This is a genomic window from Bradyrhizobium sp. in8p8 (assembly GCF_000426845.1).
GTDB lineage: Bacteria > Pseudomonadota > Alphaproteobacteria > Rhizobiales > Xanthobacteraceae > Bradyrhizobium > Bradyrhizobium japonicum_C.
The window spans coordinates 753329-777089 of the sequence record NZ_AUGD01000002.1 but is presented as its reverse complement, the minus strand read 5'-3'; the positions used below and the strand labels follow the sequence as shown (position 1 = coordinate 777089).

The 23761-nt window shown below is 64.9% G+C and carries 25 protein-coding genes; 21 read left to right on the top strand and 4 right to left on the bottom strand.

What is annotated here, in order from left to right; translation table 11 throughout:
- Positions 1-229: 229 nt before the first annotated feature.
- Positions 230-1198 (top strand): catechol 2,3-dioxygenase, encoded by a 969-nt coding sequence (locus tag K408_RS0109230; protein WP_024338314.1) that lies wholly within the window; start codon positions 230-232, stop codon positions 1196-1198.
- Position 1199: 1 nt separating this feature from the next.
- On the opposite strand, the gene K408_RS0109225 is transcribed toward K408_RS0109230, so the two are convergent.
- Together K408_RS0109225 and K408_RS0109220 are read right to left on the bottom strand one after the other, a co-directional pair.
- A complete protein-coding gene (locus K408_RS0109225; RefSeq protein WP_024338313.1) occupies positions 1200-4724 on the bottom strand; it encodes a molybdopterin cofactor-binding domain-containing protein in 3525 nt (1174 codons plus the stop codon).
- Complete coding sequence (locus K408_RS0109220; RefSeq protein WP_024338312.1) at positions 4724-5206, bottom strand: (2Fe-2S)-binding protein; 483 nt, start codon at positions 5204-5206, stop codon at positions 4724-4726. Before K408_RS0109220 ends, K408_RS0109225 begins: the two co-directional genes overlap by 1 nt.
- Before the next feature lie 249 nt (positions 5207-5455).
- Between K408_RS0109220 and K408_RS0109215 the strand changes: the two genes are divergently transcribed.
- The 9 genes from K408_RS0109215 to K408_RS44265 all read left to right on the top strand — a co-directional run bounded on the left by K408_RS0109215 (position 5456) and on the right by K408_RS44265 (position 14086).
- A complete protein-coding gene (locus tag K408_RS0109215; protein WP_024338311.1) occupies positions 5456-6913 on the top strand; it encodes a hypothetical protein in 1458 nt (485 codons plus the stop codon).
- Positions 6910-7806 (top strand): UPF0280 family protein, encoded by an 897-nt coding sequence (locus K408_RS0109210; RefSeq protein WP_024338310.1) that lies wholly within the window; start codon positions 6910-6912, stop codon positions 7804-7806. Before K408_RS0109215 ends, K408_RS0109210 begins: the two co-directional genes overlap by 4 nt.
- Positions 7807-7833: 27 nt before the next feature.
- Complete coding sequence (locus tag K408_RS0109205) at positions 7834-8418, top strand: amino acid synthesis family protein (protein ID WP_024338309.1); 585 nt, start codon at positions 7834-7836, stop codon at positions 8416-8418.
- 32 nt (positions 8419-8450) lie between these two features.
- On the top strand, positions 8451-9653 hold the full coding sequence (locus K408_RS0109200; protein WP_024338308.1) for an ABC transporter substrate-binding protein: 1203 nt from the start codon (positions 8451-8453) through the stop codon (positions 9651-9653).
- Between the two features lie 151 nt (positions 9654-9804).
- Complete coding sequence (locus K408_RS0109195) at positions 9805-11694, top strand: ABC transporter permease (protein WP_024338307.1); 1890 nt, start codon at positions 9805-9807, stop codon at positions 11692-11694.
- Positions 11691-12482, top strand: a complete 792-nt coding sequence (locus tag K408_RS0109190) for an ABC transporter ATP-binding protein (RefSeq protein ID WP_024338306.1) — start codon at positions 11691-11693, stop codon at positions 12480-12482. The genes K408_RS0109195 and K408_RS0109190 overlap by 4 nt, the downstream gene beginning before the upstream one ends.
- The gene (locus tag K408_RS0109185) at positions 12479-13183 is read left to right on the top strand and encodes an ABC transporter ATP-binding protein (RefSeq protein WP_024338305.1); all 705 of its coding nucleotides are present in this window, start codon (positions 12479-12481) and stop codon (positions 13181-13183) included. Before K408_RS0109190 ends, K408_RS0109185 begins: the two co-directional genes overlap by 4 nt.
- Before the next feature lie 13 nt (positions 13184-13196).
- The gene (locus tag K408_RS0109180; RefSeq protein ID WP_024338304.1) at positions 13197-13652 is read left to right on the top strand and encodes a MarR family winged helix-turn-helix transcriptional regulator; all 456 of its coding nucleotides are present in this window, start codon (positions 13197-13199) and stop codon (positions 13650-13652) included.
- Positions 13653-13696: 44 nt separating this feature from the next.
- A complete protein-coding gene (locus tag K408_RS44265; protein WP_024338303.1) occupies positions 13697-14086 on the top strand; it encodes a hypothetical protein in 390 nt (129 codons plus the stop codon).
- A gap of 89 nt (positions 14087-14175) precedes the next feature.
- On the opposite strand, the gene K408_RS0109170 is transcribed toward K408_RS44265, so the two are convergent.
- A complete protein-coding gene (locus K408_RS0109170; protein ID WP_024338302.1) occupies positions 14176-15372 on the bottom strand; it encodes an amidohydrolase family protein in 1197 nt (398 codons plus the stop codon).
- 156 nt (positions 15373-15528) lie between these two features.
- Here K408_RS0109170 and K408_RS0109165 point away from each other — a divergent pair, with 156 nt between their 5' ends.
- The 8 genes from K408_RS0109165 (at position 15529) to K408_RS0109135 (ending at position 19434) form a co-directional block, all read left to right on the top strand.
- Positions 15529-16302 carry a ferredoxin--NADP reductase gene (locus tag K408_RS0109165; RefSeq protein WP_024338301.1) on the top strand — a complete coding sequence of 258 codons (774 nt, stop codon included), beginning with the start codon at positions 15529-15531 and terminating at the stop codon, positions 16300-16302.
- A 106-nt stretch (positions 16303-16408) separates the two neighbouring features.
- Complete coding sequence (locus tag K408_RS0109160) at positions 16409-16732, top strand: hypothetical protein (protein ID WP_024338300.1); 324 nt, start codon at positions 16409-16411, stop codon at positions 16730-16732.
- A gap of 100 nt (positions 16733-16832) precedes the next feature.
- A complete protein-coding gene (locus tag K408_RS37820; RefSeq protein ID WP_024338299.1) occupies positions 16833-18053 on the top strand; it encodes a cytochrome P450 in 1221 nt (406 codons plus the stop codon).
- A 196-nt stretch (positions 18054-18249) separates the two neighbouring features.
- The gene (locus K408_RS0109150) at positions 18250-18435 is read left to right on the top strand and encodes a hypothetical protein (protein ID WP_024338298.1); all 186 of its coding nucleotides are present in this window, start codon (positions 18250-18252) and stop codon (positions 18433-18435) included.
- A 13-nt stretch (positions 18436-18448) separates the two neighbouring features.
- A complete protein-coding gene (locus tag K408_RS40970; protein WP_080654845.1) occupies positions 18449-18649 on the top strand; it encodes a hypothetical protein in 201 nt (66 codons plus the stop codon).
- Positions 18650-18652: 3 nt separating this feature from the next.
- The gene (locus tag K408_RS0109145; RefSeq protein ID WP_024338297.1) at positions 18653-18880 is read left to right on the top strand and encodes a hypothetical protein; all 228 of its coding nucleotides are present in this window, start codon (positions 18653-18655) and stop codon (positions 18878-18880) included.
- A gap of 15 nt (positions 18881-18895) precedes the next feature.
- Positions 18896-19159, top strand: a complete 264-nt coding sequence (locus K408_RS0109140) for a hypothetical protein (protein ID WP_024338296.1) — start codon at positions 18896-18898, stop codon at positions 19157-19159.
- A gap of 32 nt (positions 19160-19191) precedes the next feature.
- A complete protein-coding gene (locus tag K408_RS0109135; RefSeq protein ID WP_024338295.1) occupies positions 19192-19434 on the top strand; it encodes a hypothetical protein in 243 nt (80 codons plus the stop codon).
- 31 nt (positions 19435-19465) lie between these two features.
- On the opposite strand, the gene K408_RS0109130 is transcribed toward K408_RS0109135, so the two are convergent.
- Positions 19466-20716, bottom strand: coding sequence for a DUF763 domain-containing protein (locus tag K408_RS0109130; protein ID WP_024338294.1), 1251 nt, complete (start codon positions 20714-20716; stop codon positions 19466-19468).
- A 123-nt stretch (positions 20717-20839) separates the two neighbouring features.
- Here K408_RS0109130 and K408_RS0109125 point away from each other — a divergent pair, with 123 nt between their 5' ends.
- From K408_RS0109125 to K408_RS0109115, 3 genes are all read left to right on the top strand, one after another.
- Positions 20840-21982 (top strand): mechanosensitive ion channel family protein, encoded by a 1143-nt coding sequence (locus K408_RS0109125; RefSeq protein ID WP_024338293.1) that lies wholly within the window; start codon positions 20840-20842, stop codon positions 21980-21982.
- Between the two features lie 156 nt (positions 21983-22138).
- A complete protein-coding gene (locus K408_RS0109120; RefSeq protein WP_024338292.1) occupies positions 22139-22849 on the top strand; it encodes a TetR/AcrR family transcriptional regulator in 711 nt (236 codons plus the stop codon).
- 25 nt (positions 22850-22874) lie between these two features.
- Complete coding sequence (locus K408_RS0109115; RefSeq protein ID WP_024338291.1) at positions 22875-23759, top strand: amidohydrolase family protein; 885 nt, start codon at positions 22875-22877, stop codon at positions 23757-23759.
- Positions 23760-23761: the final 2 nt, after the last annotated feature.

The window sequence follows — 23761 nt, the reverse complement described above, 5'->3', positions numbered from 1 at the left end:
TCGCCCGTTGCCCCATAACGGTCTTAGGGAAGATTTTACCATTCGGGCAGGCTGCAGTCCGCTCGGAAGGCGCCCTTGGGCCACCGGGCGCCGCTCGCGCGATGGTCGATTTGTTGACGGGACCTAATGATTTGTACATTAGTACAAATCAAATCGCGGTCCTCGGCGCCGACCGGGCCCTGCGCCTCACGTCCGTCAGGCGGATAGCAGCCACATCCCTGGAGGAATCATGCAGCCCGAACCGATCCTCGATCTCGCTCATCTCGGCCATATGGAGCTGTTGACGCCCAAGCCTGATGAGAGCCTCAAATTCTTCGTCGACGTCATGGGCATGACCGTCAGCGGGCAAAAGGGCGAGTCGGTTTACTTGCGCGGCTGGGACGATTACGAACGCTATTCGCTCAAGCTCACGGCTTCGAAGACATCGGGCATGGGCCACATGGCGCTGCGCGCACGCAGCCAGCAGGCGCTGGAGCGTCGGGTCGCCGCGCTCAAGGGCTCTGGCTTCGACATCGGCTGGATCGACGGCGACATGGGGCAGGGGCCAACCTTCCGCTGCCGCGATCCCGACGGCCATATCGTCGAGCTCTACTACGAGACCGAATGGTATCAGGCACCGCCGGAGCTCAAGCCCGCGCTGAAGAACCAGGCGCAGCGCTTTCCGGCCCGCGGCGTCAACGTCCGCCGGCTCGACCATCTCAACTGCCTTGCCGTCGACATCAAGGCCAACCGCGAGTTCTTCGAGAACTATCTCGGCTGCCGGCTCACCGAGCAAATCGTGCTCAACGACGGTCGTGAAGCCGCGATGTGGCTGACCATGTCGAACAAGAGCTACGATTTCGCCTATTCGCTCGACCATTCCGGCGTGCCCGGCCGCTTCCACCACGTCACCTACGCGCTCGACAGCCGCGAAGAGATCTTGCGCGCCGCCGATATCTTTCTCGAGAACGGTGTGCACATCGAGACCGGTCCGCACAAGCACGCGATCCAGCAGACCTTCTTCCTCTATGTCTACGAGCCCGGCGGCAACCGTGTCGAGGTCGCCAATGCCGGTGCGCGTCTCATCCTCGCGCCCGACTGGAAGCCGATCGTGTGGACCGAAGAGGAGCGCAAGAAGGGCCAGGCCTGGGGACTGAAGACGATCGAATCCTTTCACACCCACGGCACGCCGCCGGTGGAGGTGGAGAAGCACGCCTGAACTAATGTGCCGATGATCGGAGGCGCGCGATCGTCTCGCGCACGTTGGTCCACGCCGGTTTGTCGGGTGCAAACTGCCGGCGCAGGAACGTGACGAGCTCCTCCACCTGCGTGTCGCTCATGCTGTTCCTGAACGCCGGCATGTAGCCGAGGTCGCTGGAGACGGGCTCGACAATGCCGTGCAGGATGACTTGCACGAGATTGTCCGCCGTTCTGCTGTGCAGATTGCTGTTGAGCGCGAGCGAAGGCCTGGTGCCGAACAGCGGCAGACCGCCGACTTCGTGGCAGACCGCGCACGCACCCTGGTAGAGGCGCGCGCCGGGGGATGCGGCGACGGCGACCTGCGTCCCGCTCTCGAGCTTCGCGGCAAGTGCGTCCTGGGTCCCCATGGCCCTATCGTTGAACGAGTTGAGATAGACGGCCATCGCACGGATGTCCTGGTCGGGCAGGGCTTTGAGATCCTTCACGATCGGCGCCATGGGGCCGGCCGCGACGCCGTGATAGCGCGAATGGCCGGTGCGCAAATAAGCAAAGAGCTCATCCTCGCTCCACGGGATCGGCGCATGCGAGAGCGAGGTCAGGGGCGGCGCTTCCCAGCCCTCGGCAAAACCGCCGGCGAGATAGGCCTCGCGCTGCTCGGCGCCGAGCGCGTTGCGGGGCGAATGGCAGGCGCTGCAATGGCCGAGACCTTCGATCAGATAAGCGCCGCGATTCCAGGCTTCCGACTTCGCGGGATCGGGCTTGAACTCGCGCGTCCGATGAAACAGCGCATTCCAGCCTGCCAGCAGCGGACGGAGATTGAACGGGAATTTGAGCGCGTTTGCGGGGGGCGTCGCGCGCACCGAAGGCTGAGCCATCAAGTAGGCGTAGAGTGCCTGCATGTCGGCGTCGCTTGTCTTCGCAAAATGCGTGTAGGGAAAGGCGGGATAGAGCTGGCGCCCGTCGCGATGCAATCCGTCGCGCATCGCGCGTTCGAAGGCGGGATAGGACCACGCGCCGATGCCGGTCTCGACGTCGGGTGTGATGTTGGTTGCGTAGATCGTGCCGAAGGGCGTCTCCAGTGCGCGGCCGCCAGCGTTGACCGCTCCGCCAAGGCTGGTGTGGCACTCCGCGCAGTTGCCGAGCGCAGCAAGCTGCTGGCCGCGCGCAATCGTTGCCGCGGAATAGACCGATGCATCCGGTCGCGAGATCGGTGCGATGGCTCGTCCCGGAAGCAGTGCTGCGCCAATCCCGATCGCAGCGGTGCACAGGGCCGCAACCGCAGCGAAGACGCCGGCGCGCTTGGCGAAGGGATTTGTCCAGATCCGAGACGGTGGCGGCGCGGCCGGTGCGGGCAGGGCCTGCGGCGTCGCCGGCCTGTCGCCATGCAGCCCTTTCAAGATGCGCTCGGGCGTAAACGGCGGCTCGCGAAACCGTACGCCGGTGGCGTCGAATATCGCGTTCGCGATCGCCGCCGCGCTCGGCACCGAGGCGGATTCGCCGACGCCGAGCGGCGGCTGGTCCTGACGCGGCAGCATCAGGACATCGATCTTGGGAACGTCGGGGAAGGGGATGATCGGATAGGCACCCCATTCCCGCGCCGCCACCGCGCCGCGCTCGAACGACACTTCCTCCATCAGCGCGCGGCTGGTGGACTGAATGACATTGCCCTGGATCTGGTGGCGCACGCCGTCCGGATTGATCATCAGGCCGGAATCCTGCCCCGCAACGACGCGCGTGACGCTGACATCGCCGGTGGTCTTGTTCACCGCGACGTCGGCGACCCAGGCCGACCACGCCGCGCCATAACCGGGAAACTTGCTGTGCACGTAGAGCGCATAGGCAAAGCCGCGCCCGTGCACGACCTCGCCGTCCTTCTCCTCGCGTACCGGACGTGGTTTCCACCCCGCACGTTCGGCGACCGCATGGACGAGATCGATCGCGCGCGGGTCTTTGAGATAGCGCAGGCGGTATTCGATCGGATCGACGCCGGCCTCCGTTGCGGCCTCGTCGATGTAGGATTCGTGGGCGAAGGTGTTCGGCAGCGCGGACACGCCGCGAATCCAGGAGGCGCGCACGATCGGCGGCATGTCATGGGCAACGACACGCATGTGATCGTAGTCGTAGGGTGGGATCGCGGTGCGGTCGCCCATCTGAAGCACCGCCGGTTCCGGCGATATGCGTCCCGTCAGCAGCAGCGCCAAGGTCGGCGCAGCGTTTGAGGGGTAACGCGTGGCCAGATCGTAACCGGCAATGCCGCCACCGGCGTCCAGTCCGCCATTGACGTCGATGAGCTGCGCGGTGCCCTTGGGTTCCCAGGCGTGCTCCTGCTCCCGAGTCAATTGCACGCGCACCGGCCGTCCGACCGCGCGCGATAGCAACAGCGCGTCGGCGGTGACGTCATCGGCGCAGTTGCGGCCGTAGCAGCCCGCAGCCTCCAGCCGGATCACCTCGATCTCGCTCTCGGGCCGCTCGATCAGAAGTGCAAGGTCGCCGCGAAGCACATGCGGGTTCTGTGTGCCGGACCAGACCCGGATATTGCCTTCCTGGAAATCCGCGACCGCGCAGGATGGACCGATCGACGCATGCATCTGATACGGCCACACGTAAGTGCGCTGCATCGGCTTGGCCGCGCCCGCGATCGCCTGGTCGACGTCGCCCTTGTCGATCAGCGTGCGCGGAGTCGACGGATTGGCGCGGAGCGCGGTCTCGACGTCGGCAAGATCGGTCAGGGTGGGCGTCGGCTTCCAGCTCACCTTGAGCTGCTCCGCTGCGCGGATGGCCTGCTCCTCGCGCTCGGCGACGACGCCGACGAAATCGCCGATGCGCACCACGGCCACGAGGCCAGGAATGCCGCGGACCGAGGATTCGTCGACCGCGAGCAAGCTGGTGCCGACGAACGGGCCGGCGTCGACGCCCGCATAGGGCGGGCGCACGACACGCCCGTGGAGCATGCCGGGCACTCGGATGTCGTGGACGAAGGTCAGCTCGCCCGTCGCCTTGGCGGGCAGATCGACGCGCGGCACCGACTGGCCGACGATGGAGTAATCGTCGGCCGGCTTGACTTGCACATCGTCGGCCAGCTCGAGCCGGATCGTCTCGTCGCCGATCAGCTCGCCATAGCTGATGCTGCGGTTGTCGCGGCCGCGCACGAGGCCGTCTTCGATCCTGAGGTCGGCGGCCGGCAGCTCCAGGCGTTCTGCTGCGCGTGCGATCAGGAAATGCCGCGCTTGCGCTGCAGCCCTGCGCAGAGGGACGGCCGTGATCTGGATGGTTTCGCTCGCAATCGTCGCGCCCTGGTTCGGCACCACCGACGTGTCGCCGAGCACGATCACGACGCGCGCAAAGGAGACGTCGAGCTCTTCGGCGACGATCTGGCCAAGCGCGGTACGGATGCCGGTGCCGAGATCGACGTGGCCATTATAGGCCGTGACCGAACCATCCGCAGTGATGCGGACGAAGGTCTCGGACGTGACCTCGTCGACGGTACGGGCGACGACGAGCGAGCCCGATGGCCGCTCAGCTCCGTTCGAAACAGGGGAGGCCATCAGTCCGCGGCCTCGACGATCTGGCCCGATGCGCGCATCACCGCGCGCAGGATTTCGACATGGGTGCCGCAACGGCAAAGATTGTAGCGTAGCGCCGCCAGCGCCTCCTGCTCGGTCGGCCGCGGGTTGATGGCGAGCAGCGCCTTGGTGGTCATGATCATGCCGTTGAGACAGTAGCCGCATTGCGCAGCCTGCTCGTCGATGAAGGCCTGCTGCACGAGGTCGGGTCTCTCGCGGGTGCCGAGGCCTTCGAGCGTCACGATGTCGCGGCCTTCACAGCCGCTCACCGGGATCACACAGGAGCGCGCCGCCGCGCCGTCGATCAGGACAGTACAGGTGCCGCATTCGCCGAGGCCGCAACCGTACTTCGGGCCATTCAGCGCGAGCTCGTTGCGCAACACATAGAGCAGCGGCGTCTGGCGCTCTGCCGTGACCTCGTGGATCCTGCCGTTCACGGTGAGGCGGATCGATGCCTGCGTCATGCTCGTTCCCAAACCAAGATTATGCAATCGCGGAAATTCGACCACGCGACGATACCGTTTGTACACAAACGTGCAAGCCGCGCATTCCGCACTGCAGCGCGATTGCCTTGTTTGTGGACAGAGCGGATAGGCAAATGAGGTTTTATACGGCAGTGGCATCTTTTGCGCTGCACCGCCGCTTGACAGCCCCGGGGGACCGCGCGCAACATCGTTCGTATACGAATGATAACCGAAGTGTCCGCCTCCGACATGGTGACAGAAACGACGAGCGCCGTCATCGACAAGATCCGCTGCGATGCGTGTCCGGTGATGTGCTATATCAAGCCGGGCGCGGCGGGGGCTTGCGACCGCTATGCCAACCACGACGGCAAGCTCGTCCGCGTCGATCCGCACGTCATCCTGGAGCGCACCGTCTCGCATGGCGGCAAGCTGGTCCCGTTCAGCCGCACCGAGGACTGGGACGGCAAGATCGTCCACGAACCCTCGACCTTCGTCACAGCGATCGGCGCGGGAACGACCTATCCCGACTACAAGCCGGCGCCGTTCATCGTTTCCGCAGAGGTCGACGGCGTCGACATGGTGACTGTGGTTACCGAGGGCATCTTCTCCTATTGCGGTGTCAAGGTGAAGATCGACACCGACCGCTATCTCGGGCCGGAGACTGCGACTGTGCGCGCGCAAGGGGAGGCGGTCGGCCACGTCACCACCAGCGAATACGGCTCGCAGATGCTGTCGCTCGGCGGCGTGCATCATCTCACCGGCGGCTCCAAGAAGGAAGGTCGCATCACCTGCGACACGCTGATGGATCTCGCCAATTGCAAGGCGGTCGAGCTCACCATCGACGGCGGCGCCACGGTGGTGGTGCAGGCCGGGCAGCCCCCGATCGTCAACGGCGTGAAAGAAGAGCGTATGCGCGTCGGCTGCGGCTCTGCGACGATCGGCATGTTCGCAAAGCAGTGGCACGGCAAGGTCGACGAGGTCGTCGTGGTCGACGACCACATCACCGGCGTGCTCAGCGAGCATCAGGCCGGCAAGCTGCTCGACATCGCCGATACCGGCATCAAGATGAAGGGCCGGCGTTCGACGCCCGGCCGCTATTTCCAGGTCGCCGATCCCGGCACGGGTTGGGGCGGCACCGACATATCCGACCCGCTCTCGATCCTCGGGCCGTTTGATCCCAAGGAAGCAAAGCCCGGCCTGACCATGCTGATGGTCTCCACCACGGGTGAGCATTCGTCCTACTACGTGCTCGACGATGCCTTGAGGCCGGTCGAGACCGAGATGCCGGCCGACCTGAAGTTTTCGGTCGAGCGCATCCAGGAGAATTGCGAGCCGGCGCTGTGCACCGTGCTGTTCATGGCCGGCGCGGGCGGCTCGCTGCGCGCGGGTGTCACCGACAATCCGGTGCGGCTGACCCGTTCGGTGAAGGATGCGCTGACGCGAGTCACCAGCGGCGGCGCACCGGTTTATGTCTGGCCCGGCGGCGGCATCACCTACATGGTCGATGTGACGCAGATGCCTTCAGGCGCGTTCGGCTATGTGCCGACACCGGCCCTGGTCGCGCCGATCGAGTTCACGCTGAAGCTGTCCGACTATGCCGCGCTCGGCGGACACATGGACTATGTGAAGCCGCTTGCCGAGGTGCAGAACGGCGACGATATCCGCCAGTTGCCCTGGCATCATCCGATTCCGGGGCGCCGGACATGATGAGACGCCCGCAAATCGCATTGCTGTCTGATGGCCGGCGGCTGCATTTGCAGGATGGACCGATCGATCTGATCGCGGAGGCGAGGGGAGCTGCAGGCGAGGTGCGCTCCGCCTATGAGGCCGCGGTGCACCGGTTCACCGGACTGCTGGACGAGCTCTGCGCCGAGTTGGCGGATTTGCGGATGGCTGCGGCGGATCGGACGTCGCTGCAGGGCGTCGTCGCGCGTCGCATGCACTCCGCTGTGGCGCCCTATGCCGCTGATTGCTTCATCACGCCGATGGCGGCAGTTGCCGGCAGCGTGGCGGAGGAGATTCTGGCCGCAATGCTGCGTGCTGCGACGCTTGATCGCGCCTATGTCAACAATGGCGGCGACATCGCGCTTCATCTCGGCGGCGGTGAGTCTTTTTCGGTCGGCTTTATGGATCGGCCTGATCGCGATGGCGTGATGCGGACGATGCGGATCGAGGCGGATGATCCGGTGCGCGGCATCGCGACCAGCGGACGCCGGGGCCGCAGCTTTTCGCTCGGGATCGCCGACGCGGTGACGGTGCTGGCGGCGACGGCGTCGCGGGCCGATGCGGCTGCGACGGTGATCGCCAATGCCGTTGACCTCCCCGGGCATCGCGCCGTCATCCGCAGGCCTGCGAACGAGCTTCAGCCCGACAGCGATCTGGGCCCGCGCCTCGTCACCCGCGACGTTGGTGAGTTGTCGCACGATGACGTCGCCGTCGCGCTCGAATCTGGCGCGGAATGTGCACGACAATTGTTCGATCGCGGACTGATCGAGGGTGCCGTGCTGCAGCTTTGTGGTGATATGCTTGTCATCGGACCGAAAGACATTGAACGGCAGGGATCGCTCCCGCGTCAGCCGGAGAATGCGGTTCATGTCTGAACAGGGAAGAGCTCAAGGAAGCAAAACATGAGCGCGATCATCCGCAAGATCGTCACCGTCGTCGAAGAGACGCAGATGGAGATGGGCCGGCAAGTCTCGCCGCCGACGCGGCGTGCGGCTGCGATCGCCGTGATCGAGAATCCATTTGCCGGAAAGTACGTCGAGGATCTCTCGCCGCTGATCGCCATCGGCGAGGAGCTCGGAGAGCTCCTGTCGAAGCGCGCGGTGGCCGCGCTCGGTATCGACGGCGCCAAGGCACAGAGCTACGGCAAGGCGGCTGCCGTCGGCGAGAATGGCGAGCTGGAGCATGCCGCCGCGATCCTCCACCCCAAGATGGGCGCGCCGGTACGCAAAGTGCTGGGCAAGGGTGCGGCGCTGATTCCCTCGTCGAAGAAGCGCAGCGGCCCGGGTACGACGCTGGACATCCCGCTGGGGCACAAGGACGCAGCCTTCGTCCGCAGCCATTTCGACGGCATGGAGGTACAGATCAACGATGCGCCGCGCGCCAACGAGATCATGGTCGCGGTTGCGGTCACCGACAGCGGCCGTCCGCTGCCGCGCGTCGGCGGGCTGACGGTCGCGGAGATCAAGGGCGAAGACGGTCTGAGATAGGATACGTAAAGAAGTTCAAACTGGAGGTTGGGATGCGAGCAAGAAATATCATCGTCGGCGCGGCTTTCGCGTTTCTGGCGGGCGGCATGGCTCATTCGGCCCTGGCGCAGGACATCAAGATCGGCGAGATCAACAGCTATTCGCTGCTGCCGGCGTTCACCGAGCCCTATCGCAAGGGTTGGCAGCTCGCGGTCGAGGAAGTCAACGCGGCCGGCGGGATCAACGGCAAGAAGCTCGTCGTCATCTCCAAGGATGACGGCGGCAAGCCGGCCGATGCGCAGACCGCGGCCAACGAGCTCGTCTCGAGCGAAGGTGTCGCGATGCTCGCCGGAACGTTCCTGTCGAATATCGGCCTCGCCGTCAGCGACTTCGCCAACCAGAAGAAAGTGTTCTTCCTCGCGGCCGAGCCGCTGACGGACGCGATCACCTGGTCCAAGGGCAACAAGTACACCTTCCGCCTGCGTCCATCCAACTACATGCAGGCGGCGATGCTGGTGGAGGCGGCTGCGAAGCTGCCGGCCAAACGCTGGGCCACGATCGCGCCGAACTACGAATACGGCCAGTCGGCGGTCGCGGTGTTCAAGAAGCTGATGTCGGAGAAGCGCCCGGACATTCAGTGGGTCGACGAGCAATGGCCGCCGCAGGGCAAGATCGACGCCGGCCCGGTGGTGCAGGCGGTTGCCGCCGCCAATCCCGAAGCGATCCTCAACGTCACCTTCGGCGCGGATCTCGTCAAGTTCGTGCGCGAAGGCAACACCCGCGGCCTCTTCAAGGGGCGCGAGGTCGTCTCCTTCCTGACCGGCGAGCCCGAATATCTCGACCCGCTCAAGGACGAGACGCCCGAGGGCTGGATCGTCACCGGCTATCCCTGGTACTCGATCAAGACGCCGGAGCATGATGCGTTCCTGAAGGCGTACCAGGCCAAGTACAACGACTATCCGCGCCTCGGCTCGATCGTCGGCTATCAGACGATCAAGGCGGCAGCGGCGATCCTCGCCAAGGCGGGCTCGACCGATCCGGAGAAAATGATCGCCGCGGCGGAGGGGCTGTCGATGCCCTCGCCGTTCGGCGAGATCACGTTCCGCAAGATCGATCATCAGTCGACCCTCGGCGCCTTTGTCGGCAAGACGGCGCTGAAGGACGGCAAGGGCGTGATGGTGGATTCGGCCTACAAGAAGGGCGGGGACTATCTGCCCAGCGATGCCGAAGTCGCGAAGCTGCGTCCGAAGGATTGATACGAAAGGGACCCGGGCCTTCACGGTTCGAGGCGCGCGGCGCCGCCGCGTTCCTCACCGTGAAGGTCCTGGGACCTCATCCCGAGGAGGCGCGGAGCGCCGTCTCGAACGATGAAGCCCAACACCTGAGATCCAACCAACCGGACCGCCGATGGCCTTTTACGTCGTACAGTTTCTGACCGGTCTCGCCAGCGCAGCGTCGCTGTTTCTGGTGGCCTCGGGCCTGTCGATCATCTTCGGCGTGACGCGCATCGTGAACTTCGCGCATGGCGCCTTCTATATGATCGGCGCCTACATCGCCTTCTCGCTCACTGAACGGCTTTCCGGCGCGTTCGGCTTCTGGGGCGGGATCCTCCTCGCGGCGCTCGCGGTGGCGGTGATCGGCGTCATCGTCGAGATGGTGCTGCTCCGCCGCATCTACCATGCGCCGGAGCTGTTTCAGCTGCTCGCGACATTCGGCCTGACTCTGATGGTGGAGGATCTCGTCGTCCTGATCTGGGGACCTGACGATCTCGTCGGCCGCCGCGCGCCCGGCTTCAGAGGCGCGATCGATTTCTTCGGACAGAACGTCCCGACCTACGACCTGTTCCTGATCGTGCTCGGACCGGTCGTGCTCGGCATTCTCTGGCTTCTGTTCCAGCGCACGCGCTGGGGTGTGCTGGTGCGGGCGGCAACGCAGGACCGCGACATGGTTGCCGCGCTCGGCGTCAACCAAAAATGGCTGTTCACGTCGGTGTTTGCCGTCGGCGTTTTCCTCGCAGCCCTCGGCGGCGCGCTCCAGATCCCGCGCGATGCCGTGCATCACGCCATGGACCTGCGCATCATCGTCGAGGTGTTCGTCGTGGTCGTGATCGGCGGGCTCGGCAGCATCGTCGGCGCCTTCGTTGCGGCGGTGCTGGTCTCCGAGCTCAATGCCTTCGGCATCCTGATCTTTCCGAAAATATCGATCATTCTCGTTTTCCTGGTCATGGCGGTGGTGCTGATCGTTCGCCCCTGGGGCCTGTTCGGCAAGCCGGAGGCGGCCGCGCGCAAGACGCCGGGCCTCACCGTCAATCCCTGGCGGCCGCTGACGTCGAACGAGAGGTTGATGGCGCTTGCTGCGCTCGTCGTTGCGGCGACCCTGCCTCTGTTCGCCGGCAATTATCTGCTGACGGTCGGCTCGGAGATCGCGATCTTCGTGATCTTCGCCGTCAGCCTGCATTTCCTGATGTCGGTCGGCGGCCTCGCGTCCTTCGGCCACGCCGCCTATTTCGGGCTCGGCGCCTACGGCATCGCGTTCCTGGCAAAAATGGCGGGACTGCCGATGATCGTGTGCCTGTTGCTCGGCCCGCTGCTCGGCTGCATGGGCGCCGCCGTATTCGGCTTCTTCGCCGTGCAGCTCTCCGGCGTCTATTTCGCCATGCTGACGCTCGCTTTCGCTCAGATCGTGTGGTCGATCGCCTTTCAGTGGGTGGAGGTGACCGGCGGTGACAACGGCATTCTGGGCCTCTGGCCCTCGAGCTGGGCGGCGAGCCCGTCGCATTTCTACTGGCTGGCGCTCGGTGTTGCAGCGCTGGTGACGGTCGCGCTGCGGGCGATGGTGTTCTCGCCGTTCGGCTATGCGCTTCGTGCCACGCGCGACTCGCTGCTGCGCAGTGAGGCCATAGGCATAGATGCCAAGCGCATCCAGTGGACCGCCTTCGTGATCGCAGGCACGACGGCCGGCATCGGCGGCGCATTGTTCGCCTACCTCAAAGGGAGCGTCTTCCCGGACAATCTCGGCATCTCGCTGTCGGTCGATGCGCTGGTCATGGTGCTGCTCGGCGGCGTCGAGACGGTGTCGGGCGCGGTGATCGGCGCCATCGTCTACAAGGCCTTGAACATCTGGCTGGTGAGCCAGACCGATCTGTCGAAGCTCGTGCTCGGCGGCTTCATCGTGCTGATCGTCGTCGTCTTCCCCAAGGGCATCGTCGGCATGCTGGAGATGCTGGCGCAGCGCCGCAGGAAAGCATCGCCGCCGGGGTCTCCCTTGCTCGCCAAGCCGATCGAGTCTGCCGAATGAACGTTGCACCCCCACTTCTCGCCGTCGAGGGCCTCACCAAATCCTACGGAGGCATCCATGCCGTGCGCGGCGTCTCGTTCTCGCTGCGTGCCGGCGAGATCCTGGCTCTGATCGGGCCGAACGGTGCGGGCAAGAGCACCTGTTTCGATATGCTCAACGGCCAGAACATCCCGGATAGCGGCCATGTCCGCCTGTTCGGCGAGGAGATCACGGGACGGAAGCCGCGCGAGGTCTGGCGGCTCGGCGTCGGGCGCACCTTTCAGATCACTGCGACTTTCGCCACCATGACCGTGCGCGAGAACGTGCAGGTCGCACTGATCTCGCACGGGAAGCAGCTGTTCAATCTGTTCGGCTCGGCGCCGAAGTTCGACCGCGGCGAGGCCGGCCGTCTGCTCGAGCTGGTCGGCATGGGCGGCTATGCGGACCGACCCTGCGGCGAGCTTGCCTATGGCGATCTCAAGCGGCTCGAACTCGCGGTGGCGCTCGCCAACCAGCCGAAGCTGCTGCTGATGGACGAACCCACGGCCGGCATGGCGCCGCGCGAGCGCGTCGATCTGATGCGGCTGACCGCGAGCATCGCGCGGGAAAAATCGATCGGCGTGCTCTTCACCGAGCATGACATGGACGTGGTGTTCGAGCATGCCGACCGCATCATCGTGCTCAATCGGGGTACGTTGATTGCCGAAGGCACGCCGGCGGAGGTGCGTGGCAATCCCCAGGTGCAGGCCGTGTATCTCGGCGAGGGGCTCGTCTACGACGCCCGCCACCGCGAGGGAGCTTCGGCATGAAGCTGACGGTGCAAGACCTCAACAGTCATTACGGTCCGGCCCATATTCTGTTCGACGTCGGCTTCGAAGTCGGCGAGGGGGAGGTGGTGGCGCTGCTCGGTCGCAACGGCGCCGGCAAGTCGACGACGTTTCGTTCGATCGTGGGCCTCGTCGCGCAGCGCTCCGGCCGCATCACGTTCGAAGGCAAGGATGTCTCGGCGAAGCCGACACATGAGATCGTGCGCGAGGGCCTCGGCTATGTTCCGGAGGAGCGGCGGATCTTCACGGACCTGACCGTCGAGGAGAATCTCGAGGTCGGCCGCCAGCCGAGGCGGCCCAACGCGCCGCATTGGACCCGCGAGAAGCTGTTCGCGCTGTTTCCGAATCTCGGTGAGATGAAGAACCGTCCGGGTGGCCGCATGAGCGGCGGCGAGCAGCAGATGCTCACCATCGCGCGGACCCTGATGGGCAATCCCTCGCTGGTGCTGCTGGACGAGCCCTCGGAGGGCCTGTCGCCGAAGATCGTGGAGCAGATGGTCGATGCCATCCTGACCATGAAGAAGGAGGGCGTCAGCATCGTCGTCTCCGAGCAGAACCTGCATTTCGCGCGGCTGATTTCCGATCGCGCCTACATCATCGAGCGCGGCCGCATCTGCTTCGGCGGCACCATGGCCGAGCTCGACGCGCGTCCGGATATCCGCGACGCGCATCTGTCGTTGTGAAGGCGGGGAACGGATGGCGAGAAGCGTCACGGCGAAGAAGAGTGTCAAGCCGGCAAGACCGCCTTACGTGCTGGACGAACAGGTCGGCTTCATCCTGCGCCAGGTCTGGCAGCGCCACAGCTCGATCTTCGCCCGCGACATCGGCACCAACCTCACGCCAACGCAATGGGCGGCGTTGTCGAAACTGGCAGAGACCGGGCCGTGCTCGCAGAACCAGCTCGGCCGTCTCACGGCGATGGATGTCGCGACCATCAAGGGTGTGATCGATCGCCTGACGGCACGTGGTCTCACCGAGACCAGCCAGGATCCGGACGACGGGCGGCGCTTGCTCGTGAGCCTGACCCGCGCCGGTCAGCAGCTTGCCGAAAAGTTGGCCCCGAATGCCCTCGCGATCAGCCGCGAGACCTTGGCGCCGCTTGAGCCCAAGGAGCGCGATACGCTGATGGCGCTCTTGAACAAGCTGCGTTGAAGCGCGACTAACCTCGGTAAGGGCGCGACCGAGGTTTTGCGGACATGAGAGCGGCGAATTGGCTTGCGATGGCCTTGTGTCTCGGTGCGTCTCTAGCAGGCGCATGCGGTCCTGTCCTTGCAGCTCAAGCCTATGAAGGGTTCTGGGCATCGACCAAGAAGGACTGCCGTGATGACGACAGCCCGAACCGCATGAGCATCGAAGGCGGCAACCGCCTCTATTGGTACGAGACGCGATGCCTCGCCAGTCGGATCACGGCCGACGGAAAGCTGAGCTGGAAGATGCGGCTCGCCTGTGAAGGCGAGGGCGAGAAGTTTCGCTCCAGTCCCCGGGTCTCGATCGCGGCGGATGGCAGACTGGTGATGGACAATGGACCGGTCGGGCGCGCCAAGCGCCAGACCTATGTGCGTTGCGAGTTGCCCAAACGGCGCTGATCCTCAGCGCCCCGAGTCTTTGCCGGTTCATCCGGATCGGGCAGAGAGACCAGCAGCGGAGGCGGCAGCCGTGAACTGCGATGGCCGCGTTACTTCGCGACCACCTCAGGCACCTTGCCGGCCGGCGGCGTGTTGCGGCTGCGCTGGGTGCGCACGATGCCGTCGATGATGGTCATGCCGATGCCGGGCAGGTCGCCGAGCTGCACGCTCTCCAGGATGTTCTTGCCGGGCGAGTGCTGCGCCTTGTCCATGATGACGAAGTCGGCGGAGCGGCCGACTTCAATGAGGCCGCAATCGAGCTGCCGCATCCGCGCGGTGTTGCCGGTGGCAAGGCAGAACGCGATCTCGGCCGGCAGTTCGCCCAGCGAGGACAGCATCGAGACCATGCGCAAGATGCCGAGCGGCTGCACGCCCGAGCCGGCGGGCGCGTCGGTGCCGAGGATGACGCGGTGCAGGTCGCCCATCTCGCGCGCGGTGCGCAGCGTGAACAGCGCCGAGCGCTCGTTGCCGTTGTGCACGAGCTCGAGTCCGCGCTTGCAGCCCTCGCAGATGCAGCGGATCTGGTCGTCGGGCAGGGCGGTGTGACCGCCATTGATGTGCCCGACCACGTCAGTGTCGGCCTCCAGGACCACGTCCTTATCGATCAGGCCGGAGCCGGGGATCGATGGGCCGCCGGTGTGAATGGTGCTCTGGATGCCGTATTTGCGCGCCCAGCCGACCATCTTGCGTGCCGTCGGGCCGTCCTTGACGCCGCCCAGGCCGACCTCGCCGAGCAGCTTGACGCCGTTGGCGGCCATCTCCTTGAAATCTTCCTCAACCATCTCGCATTCGATCACCGGCGCGCCGGCGTGCACCTTCACGCCGCCAGGACGCAGGGTCCAGAACGCGCGCTGGGCGAACACGGCCATCGCTTTGAGGCCGACGACGTCGCGGGGACGGCCGGGCATATGCACTTCGCCGGCGGAGATCATGGTGGTGACGCCGCCATGGAGGTAGCTGTCGATCCAGTTGATCTGGTTCTGCCGCGGCGTCCAGTCGCCCGCCACGGGGTGGACGTGGCTGTCGATCAGGCCTGGCGCGACCGTGGTGCCCTGGGCATCGACGATGGTGGTGGCGCCTTCCGTATTGACGTCCTTGTAGCGGCCGATGGCGGTGATCTTGCCGTTCTCGGCCACGATGGTGTCGCCGTCCAGGATCGGCTTTTCCAAAGCGCCGGACAGGATCAGGCCGATATTTCGGATCACCAGCTTCGAGGGTCCGGTGGCCTGGGGGGCGTCATGCGCCATGGAAGGGCTCCTTATTCCTAACTGCAACGCTTCCGATCTTGGGCAGCCTTGACCGCCGGATCAAGCCGGATTATTCATTAGTATACGAATGATCGTGTACAAACGACGCATAGCTGACCGCCTTGGGACCGCAAGCAAGCGACACGGAAGGGTGAGATGAGCAATTTCAACCAGGAAAGCGTTCTGAGCGTCCACCACTGGACCGACACGCTGTTCTCCTTCAAGACCACCCGCAGCCCGACCTTCCGCTTCCGCAACGGCGAATTCACCATGATCGGGCTCAAGGTCGGCGAGAAGCCGCTGCTGCGGGCCTACAGCGTCGCCAGCGCCAATTACGAGGAGACGCTGGAGTTCTTCTCGATCAAGGTCCCGGACGGACCGCTGACCTCACGGCTCCAGCATCTGAAGGAAGGGGACGAGATCATCGTCAGCCGCAAGGCGACGGGCACGCTGGTGATCGATAATCTGGAGGAGGGGCGGAACCTCTACCTGATCGGCACCGGCACCGGCCTTGCCCCGTTCCTGAGCGTGATCAAGGACCCCGAGACCTACGAGCGGTTCGAGAAGGTCGTGCTGCTGCACGGCTGCCGGCACGTCAAGGAGCTCGCCTATGGCGAGATGATCACCGAGACGCTGCCGAAGGACGAATTGATCGGCGAGTACATCCGCAACCAGCTGATCTACTATCCGACCGTGACCCGCGATCCGTTCCGCAACCGCGGCCGCATCACCGACCTCATCACGTCAGGCAAGCTGTTCGACGATATCGGCCTGCCGGTGCTGGAAGCAGCCCGGGATCGCGTCATGATCTGCGGCAGCCCGGCACTGGTGGCGGACACGCGCGTGCTTCTCGGCGAACGCGGTTTTGTCGAGGGCAATCACGGTGAACCGGCCCAGTTCGTGGTCGAGAAGGCTTTCGCCGAGCGCTGACCTGGGATCATCTGCGCAATAACGCCGTATTTCTGCCGCGTCCAGCCCGTTGCAGCGCCGATTCGGCGCTTGATACACTGTGGGAGCGAATCAGCGGAGTTCCCACATGGTTGCGGACAGCGACAGCAACATCGCCTGGCACCGGGTCCAGTTGAAGAAGAACCGCGCCGAGTTGAAGGCGCTGGAGACCGCGCGCTTCACGATGGGCGAGATCGCCTCGTCGAAGCGCAATGGCCAGACCCAGAAGTCGATCGCAGAACTCAAGCGCAAGATCTTGCAGTCCGAGCGCGTGGTCGCCGATCACGACAAGCGCACGCGCCGTCCGTTGGCGACCGACCTGCAAAGCCTCAGCAATGGCAGCTGGAGCCATTGGGACGCCTACACGCAACAGCAGCGCAAGACCGGCCAGCGCTCTCCGGGGCGCGGCTAGACGCCTCTCTCGGCGTGTCCTGAGGCGCGCGCTTCACCCCTTGCGCCGGCGGTGCCGCTTGCCATCTGGGTGAGACGCCAGCAATCGGTCCGGTGCTCCCATGACTGTGCGCATCGATTTCACCAGCGAGGCCTACCTTCGCGAGCCGCCCAAGGCGATTGCGAAGCTGCGCATGTCCGGCCCCGTGGTCGCGACACGATTTCCTCTCATCGGCGACGTCTGGATCTCCACGACCCACGATGCCACGGCGCAAATCCTGAAGGACAGCGCGACCTTCACGTTGAGAAGGGAAGATGGCGACGTCGCGGGCCTGCGCTGGTGGATGCCGAGATACGTCAGGACCATCGCCAACAACATGCTGACGATGGACGAGCCGGATCACAAGCGGCTGCGCAGCATCGTGGACGAGGCCTTTCGCCGGCGCGCGATCGTCGCCATGGAGCCGCGCATTCGCGCCATCGCCGACACGCTCGCGGACGAGCTGTTCGCAGCTGGAAGCCCGGCCGATCTCGTGCAGCGCTACGCACGCATCCTGCCGCTCGCGGTGATCTCGGAGCTGCTGGGCCTGCCTCTGGCCGACCGTCCGAAGTTCATCGCCTGGGCCAACGCGATGTCCTCGCTGACGAACGTCTTCGGCTTCTTCCGCCTGTTGTTCGCGTTCCGCAAGATGCGGGCCTATCTCGAACGGCAATTGCAGATCGCGCGCGCGGAGGGTGGCGAGGGCCTGATCGCCGAGCTGATTCAGGTGGAGCGCGAAGGCGGCCAGATCTCGCCGGACGAAATGGTCTCGATGGTGTTTCTGTTGCTCGCGGCGGGATCGGAAACCACGACGCATCTCATCAGCGGTTCCGCTTACGAACTGCTGAGGAATTCCGGGCTGCGCGACTGGCTGGAGCAGGACTGGAGCCGCATCGGGCTCGCCGTGGAGGAGTTCCTGCGCTTCGTCTCGCCGGTGCAATTCTCGAAGCCGCGCTACGTGCGACGAGACGTCGAGATAGAGGGCGTGCGGCTGAAGAGGGGCGATCGCGTCATGGTGATGCTGGCTGCTGCGAACATGGATCCGGCCATGCATGAGCGCCCGGAGAGGCTGGATCTCGAACGCAAGCCGAACCGTCACATCTCGTTCGGAACGGGAATCCATTTCTGCCTCGGCCATCAGCTCGCGCGCATAGAGACCGCCTGCGCGCTGGAAGCTCTGTTCGTGCGCTGGCCGAAACTTGGTCTGGCCGTCGATCCCGCCGGGGTCCGCTGGCGCAAGCGACCGGGCTTGCGCGCCGTTGCGATGCTTCCCGTCACGGCCGAGAGCCGCGGAACAAGGTAACTGCTCGCAGCGAAGCGAGCGCCGACCGTTCCCTGACCTCGGCGAGCTGAAGACAAGCTCCCTTCGGAAAATCGTTGTCGCGCGCGATCTATCAGGAACGCCGCGCCGCTCGTCCTGTTGTCATCTCGACATAGGGCGCCGCGACGAGTTCCTCGGTCGTTCATGTCGAGGTCGACGTCTTAACGGGAGACAATTCATGGCCAGCAAGATGCCACCTGTTCCGCCGGACAATCAGAGCCGAAAGGGAACTGGCGACAGCAAGCAGATGTCCGCCGATCAGCTGCCGCAGGGTCAGCAACGCGCCCAAAATCCGGACCAGCAAGGACAACAGGGCAACATCCAGCAGAACACGACCAATCAAGGCTATCAGCAAGATCGCTGAGGAGGGGACATCCATGTCGACATCCACCAAGACACCGAACAGCATTCGTCAGGGCGGCCCCGGCGCCTCGCACGAGAACGCAAAGGCGCCGCTGGAAGTGAAGAAGCCGCCCGCCGATGACTCGCGGCGGAATCACAGCAGGGTTTCCGGCGGTGGCGGGGAGCAGGATTCGCACCACACGCACGAAGAGGCTCGAAAGGGAGGAGGCAGATAAGCCATGACCAATAAGCAACCCAAGCTGTATGCGCCGAGCGAGAAGGACCTGCGCGAGAATCCCATGATCGGGGGATCGAAGGGCGCCACGATGGCAGGCGCCTCGGCCGAGGACCTCGAGGACGCCCTTGGCGCCAACACGATCGAAGGGGACGTCGAGAACGACGTCAACGCCGCCGGCGGCATCGACAAGGACGTCGCGCGCAGCGGCTCCCATCGACGCCGACGCTGAAATAGGAGTCATCCGATGCAAGGCAACAAGACGCACGAACAGCAATTGCGCATTCTTGAACGGAAGAGCGATGTGCCCGATCAGCGCGAGCTTGACCAGGCCATCGGCCGCAATCCCCGGGATGACTCCGTTCATCATGCCAACCGGCAGGCACGGCAAAGCGAGTTTCCCGTGAGTCGCGGCGGTCTCAACCAGGAAAGCGACCACAATAAGCACAACGATCCCGGTCAAAGCGGCCACAAGCCGCCAAGACCGACGACGGCGCAAGAGAAGCACTGACGTCCCGAAAATCACCGCAAGAGGAGAGACTGATGCCAGGTGGGCACGGCAGCAAGACGCACTTCAGATCGGGCATGCACGGCAAGGGCGACGGCACGGGCGCGCTGACCGACGTGCCGAAGGAGATGATCGGCGACAACATGGTCCTGTCCAACCGCGACAAGAAGCAGCATTCGGACATTCGCGGCATGGACGGCAAGACCATCCAGACCGAGCAATATCAGGACCATTCTGCGAACCGGCTCGACGATGAGCCGGGGACCGACCAGACCTGAAGGTTCCTCCCGCCGACTTGCGGACCGGTGCTCAGCCGGTCCGCTTTTTCGTGGCCGCAAGATCGCGCTCCCAGCCGAACACCGAACGGCCGTCGAGATCCGGCGAGACCGCGCGTTCGCCGACGATGAAAGCGTCAACCGACGGCCCCTGCGCGGTGCGCTCCAGCCGCCGCGCCTGATCGTCCAGGCGCTTGATCGCCTGGATCTCCTCCTCGCGCCCGAGCCTCGCGTTCTGGATCGCGCGCTTCAGCACCCGGATGGTCTCGTCATAGACCTTGATCGGGACGGGGTAGGGATGCCGGTCCTTGCCGCCATGGGCGAGCGAGAAACGCGCCGGATCCTTGAAGCGATAGGGCGCGCCATGCACGACCTCGGCGACCATCGCGAGCGAACGCACGGTGCGCGCACCCACGCCGGGCGTCAGCAGCAGTTCCGGAAAATCGACCGGGCCGCGCTCGGCGGCTGCCGCGAGCGTGCCGTGCAGGCGGCGCGCGAACACGTCCTTGGGCCGGACGTCATGATGCGCAGGCATGATCAGATGCGGCAGCGTGGCCTGTGCCGGCTTCGGCTCGGTCCCGATGAGCCGCTCGAATTCGGAGACGATGCGATCGGGGCCGAGACCACCCAAGAGATCGAGCTGCGCGGCGCGCGAGATGTCGGCGCGGTGGTCGGTGAGATTGACGATCTCACCTTGCTGCGGACCGTCGATCGCGCTGTGCGGCGTATCGACAAAGCTCTTCAGCGCCTCGGAATGCCAGTGATACCGGCGCGCCTGCCGCTTGTCGCCGTTCATGCCCTGCTGCACCACGGTCCATTTGCCGTCGGCGGTCACGAAGAAGCCGTGCAGGTAAAGGTCAAAGCCGTCCTGCACCGCGGCGCTGTCGACCTTTGCCACCAGGCGGCTGGCGCGGGTCAGCTTCGCGCCGTCGAATCCGACGCGGTTGCCGAGTTGCATCAGTTCGTCCGGTGTCTTGCGCGAATGCTGGCCCCGGCCGCCGCAGACATAAATCCCGAGTTCGTCCTGAAGCGGCCCGAGGCCACGCTTCAGTGCGCCGATCACGGAGGTCGTGATGCCCGAGGAATGCCAGTCCATGCCCATCACGGCTCCGAACGACTGGAACCAGAACGGATGCGACAGCCGCTGCAGAAACGCATCGCGGCCATAATGATGAACGATCGCTTGCGTGACGATCGCCCCCAGCGAGGACATGCGACTTGCCAGCCACGGCGGAACCCGCCCGGTGTGGAGAGGAAGATCGGCGCTGCCGGTACGTCGAGTCATGGACGGCTCAAACTAGCGCCTCGGCGACGGTTGCGCCAGTGGAATGCTGCGTTGCACGAAACAGGGGAGCGAAGCCAGCCACTAGGCGTTGAACGCTGAGGGATTGCAGCGACGGGGACACTCATGGATTGGCAGAGTCTCGTGGCCGACATCGACACGATGTTCGGCTGGATACCGTCATGGTTCGTCGGTCTCAGCCTGGTTGTCGGCGCAGTTTTGCTCGCCCTGGTCGCCTATCGGGTGGCCAGATGGCTGCTCAAGCGCGCCTTCGGAACCCGTCTTCCGATCCTGAGCGTATTCATCGATCGTACGGCCGGACCGGCGCAAATGGCACTCTGCTTGGCCGCCGTCGCACTCGTGTTGCCACTTGCGCCGCTTGACGATGCGATCCGCACCCCGCTGACGCGCCTGTTCGTTGTGGCCTTCATCGCGCTGATCGGCTGGATCTCGATCCGGATCGTGGACATGAGCGCGGCGCGCTATCTGCAGAACTTTCGCGTTGTCACCGAGAACTTCATCGCACGCAAGCATGTGACGCAGGTTCGCGTGTTCAAGCGTGTCACCGACACCATCATTGTCGTGATCACCGTGTCCACTGCGCTGATGACGTTCGACTCGGTAAGGCAGTATGGCGTCAGCCTGTTCGCTTCCGCCGGCGCCGCCGGTATCATCGTCGGTCTTGCCGCGCGGCCGCTGCTGAGCAATCTGATCGCAGGCTTGCAGATCGCAATCACCCAGCCGATCCGCATCGAAGACGCCGTGATCATCGAGAACGAGTGGGGATGGGTTGAGGACATCGCCTCGACCTACGTCGTGATCCGGCTGTGGGACTGGCGCCGTATGGTGGTGCCGCTGTCCTATTTCATCGAGAAGCCGTTCCAGAACTGGACCCGCGACACTGCCTCCCTGATCGGCGTCATCGCGCTCCATGTCGATTACCGTGCCGACGTGGCGCGCATCCGGCAGTGGCTGGAAGAGGTGGTAAAGAAATCCAAGCTGTGGGACGGCGAGGTGGTCAATCTCCAGGTCGTCGACGCAGACGCGCGGACAATCGAGCTTCGCGCGCTGGTCAGCGCGCGCAACGCGCCGCAATCGTGGGACCTGCGCTGCGAGATCAGGGAAAAGCTCGTGGCCTTCATCCGCGACGAGATGCCGGAAGCGCTGCCGCGCGAGCGCGCGATCCTGATCCCGTCAGGCGATGATGATGCCGACTATCTGCGGCGCCCCGCGCCTCCGGAGACCATGCGGGCGAGGCCGGATAATTAACGGTCGGCGCCGCTCGCGGGCCGCTTACGCGCGCTGCTTTGGTCGCGGCCAGCCGCTGGCCGGCCTGCTGCCGGATCGTGTCCCAGCGCGTCAGTCCCGGGCCCGAAGGTAGTTCTTGTTGACGAGACCTGATCTTTTGTACGATAGTACAAATGCATGATGCGCAAGCCCACCAGCAAGGAAACGTCCCGCAAGCCGAACATGCGCGAGGCGATCCTCGTTGCGGCGGAGGAGCTGTTCGCCACCAACGGATTCAATGCCGTGTCGGTGCGCGACATCGCGCAAGCCGCCGGCGCCAATCCCGGCAGCGTCACCTATCATTTCAAGACCAAGGACGGCCTGCTGCTGGAGATCTACCGACGCCATTGCGCGCCGATGAATCTGCGCCGTTCTGAACTGCTTGCCGCCGCGAAGCGCGTGCGCGATCTCCAGGACCGGCTGGAGGCGATCGTGCGCGCCTATGTGGTGCCGGCCTTCACCTCGGGCAGCGATCTCGCCGGCGGAGGGGCGCGGTTCACACGGCTGCGCGCTGTGATGTCGGCGGAAGGCAACGAGGTCGCGCGAAAGATCATCGCGCAGACCTTTGACGACACGAGTCATGCCTTCATCGACGCAGTCCACGAGAGCCTGCCGCACATTCCGCGCACCGACATCGTCTGGCGCAGCCATTTCCTGCTCGGCGCGCTCTATTATTCGCTGGTGACGCCGGAGCGCGTCTCGCGCCTGTCGCGCGGCGAGGCTGACGGGAGTGATGCCGCGAGTGCCATCGAGCAATTGGTGCAGGCCAGCGTTGCGGCGTTCCAGGCGCCGTCTCTGGATCAAGCTGCCCCGGCGCGGCGGCGGCCGGCCGTCGCCAACAAGACCTGAGCGGTCTCGCCTCGGCGGTTCACTGATGACGATGATGTACACGCCGACCATTCCGCCGCCCGATCCGAACACGCGCACGCCGAAATTCGGACTGCCGAAGCTGTCCTGCGACGCGCATTGCCACATCTTCGGACCCGGCACCAAATATCCTTACGCGCCGGACCGCTCCTACACGCCGCCGGACGCGCCACTGGAGGATTTCCGAGCGCTGCACGCCAAGCTCGGCGTCGAGCGTGCTGTCATCGTCAATGCCACCGTGCATGGGACCGACAACAGGGTCGCGCTCGACGCCGTCGCACGGAGCGACGGCGCCTACCGCGCGGTCGCCAACATCGACGACACCATTACGGAACGCGGGCTCCGCGAGCTGCACGAGGGCGGCTTCCGCGGCTGCCGCTTCAATTTCGTCCGTCATCTCGGCAGCGTCCCCGAGAGGGGCGTGTTCGATCGCGTCATCGCCATGGCCGCACCGCTCGGCTGGCACGTCGACCTGCACTTCGATGCGATCGACCTGCCGGAATATGCCGACATGCTGGCAAGGCTGCCGCTCCGCTACACCATCGACCATATGGGCCGGGTGCAGTCATCCGAGGGGCTCGGCCAAGTTCCGTTCAGGACCTTGATCGAGCTGATGCAGCGCGACGAGAAATGCTGGATCAAGATCTGCGGCGCGGAGCGGGTGTCCTCGGCCGGTCCGCCGTTCACCGATGCGGTGCCGTTCGCGCGCAAGATCATCGAGACCGCGCCTGATCGCGTCATCTGGGGCACGGACTGGCCGCATCCCAACGTCAAGGCCATGCCGAATGATGGCGACCTCGTCGATCTGATTCCGATGTTTGCGCCGGAGCCGGAGCTTCAGCAGAAGATCCTCGTCGACAATCCAGCGCGCTTGTTCGAGTTCAAGGCGTGACG

Bases quoted from the DNA above. Each gene is read 5' to 3' on its own strand.
- K408_RS44265 (WP_024338303.1), top strand. From the start codon at position 13,697: ATGAGAGCGGCGAATTGGCTTGCGATGGCCTTGTGTCTCGGTGCGTCT.
- K408_RS0109150 (WP_024338298.1), top strand. From the start codon at position 18,250: ATGGCCAGCAAGATGCCACCTGTTCCGCCGGACAATCAGAGCCGAAAG.
- K408_RS0109195 (WP_024338307.1), top strand. From the start codon at position 9,805: ATGGCCTTTTACGTCGTACAGTTTCTGACCGGTCTCGCCAGCGCAGCG.
- K408_RS0109115 (WP_024338291.1), top strand. From the start codon at position 22,875: ATGACGATGATGTACACGCCGACCATTCCGCCGCCCGATCCGAACACG.
- K408_RS0109170 (WP_024338302.1), bottom strand. From the start codon at position 15,372: ATGGCGCATGACGCCCCCCAGGCCACCGGACCCTCGAAGCTGGTGATC.
- K408_RS0109130 (WP_024338294.1), bottom strand. From the start codon at position 20,716: ATGACTCGACGTACCGGCAGCGCCGATCTTCCTCTCCACACCGGGCGG.
- K408_RS37820 (WP_024338299.1), top strand. From the start codon at position 16,833: ATGACTGTGCGCATCGATTTCACCAGCGAGGCCTACCTTCGCGAGCCG.
- K408_RS0109200 (WP_024338308.1), top strand. From the start codon at position 8,451: ATGCGAGCAAGAAATATCATCGTCGGCGCGGCTTTCGCGTTTCTGGCG.
- K408_RS0109185 (WP_024338305.1), top strand. From the start codon at position 12,479: ATGAAGCTGACGGTGCAAGACCTCAACAGTCATTACGGTCCGGCCCAT.
- K408_RS0109160 (WP_024338300.1), top strand. From the start codon at position 16,409: ATGGTTGCGGACAGCGACAGCAACATCGCCTGGCACCGGGTCCAGTTG.
- K408_RS40970 (WP_080654845.1), top strand. From the start codon at position 18,449: ATGTCGACATCCACCAAGACACCGAACAGCATTCGTCAGGGCGGCCCC.
- K408_RS0109180 (WP_024338304.1), top strand. From the start codon at position 13,197: ATGGCGAGAAGCGTCACGGCGAAGAAGAGTGTCAAGCCGGCAAGACCG.
- K408_RS0109220 (WP_024338312.1), bottom strand. From the start codon at position 5,206: ATGACGCAGGCATCGATCCGCCTCACCGTGAACGGCAGGATCCACGAG.
- K408_RS0109190 (WP_024338306.1), top strand. From the start codon at position 11,691: ATGAACGTTGCACCCCCACTTCTCGCCGTCGAGGGCCTCACCAAATCC.
- K408_RS0109135 (WP_024338295.1), top strand. From the start codon at position 19,192: ATGCCAGGTGGGCACGGCAGCAAGACGCACTTCAGATCGGGCATGCAC.
- K408_RS0109120 (WP_024338292.1), top strand. From the start codon at position 22,139: ATGATGCGCAAGCCCACCAGCAAGGAAACGTCCCGCAAGCCGAACATG.
- K408_RS0109140 (WP_024338296.1), top strand. From the start codon at position 18,896: ATGCAAGGCAACAAGACGCACGAACAGCAATTGCGCATTCTTGAACGG.
- K408_RS0109145 (WP_024338297.1), top strand. From the start codon at position 18,653: ATGACCAATAAGCAACCCAAGCTGTATGCGCCGAGCGAGAAGGACCTG.
- K408_RS0109215 (WP_024338311.1), top strand. From the start codon at position 5,456: ATGGTGACAGAAACGACGAGCGCCGTCATCGACAAGATCCGCTGCGAT.
- K408_RS0109165 (WP_024338301.1), top strand. From the start codon at position 15,529: ATGAGCAATTTCAACCAGGAAAGCGTTCTGAGCGTCCACCACTGGACC.
- K408_RS0109210 (WP_024338310.1), top strand. From the start codon at position 6,910: ATGATGAGACGCCCGCAAATCGCATTGCTGTCTGATGGCCGGCGGCTG.
- K408_RS0109225 (WP_024338313.1), bottom strand. From the start codon at position 4,724: ATGGCCTCCCCTGTTTCGAACGGAGCTGAGCGGCCATCGGGCTCGCTC.
- K408_RS0109230 (WP_024338314.1), top strand. From the start codon at position 230: ATGCAGCCCGAACCGATCCTCGATCTCGCTCATCTCGGCCATATGGAG.
- K408_RS0109125 (WP_024338293.1), top strand. From the start codon at position 20,840: ATGGATTGGCAGAGTCTCGTGGCCGACATCGACACGATGTTCGGCTGG.
- K408_RS0109205 (WP_024338309.1), top strand. From the start codon at position 7,834: ATGAGCGCGATCATCCGCAAGATCGTCACCGTCGTCGAAGAGACGCAG.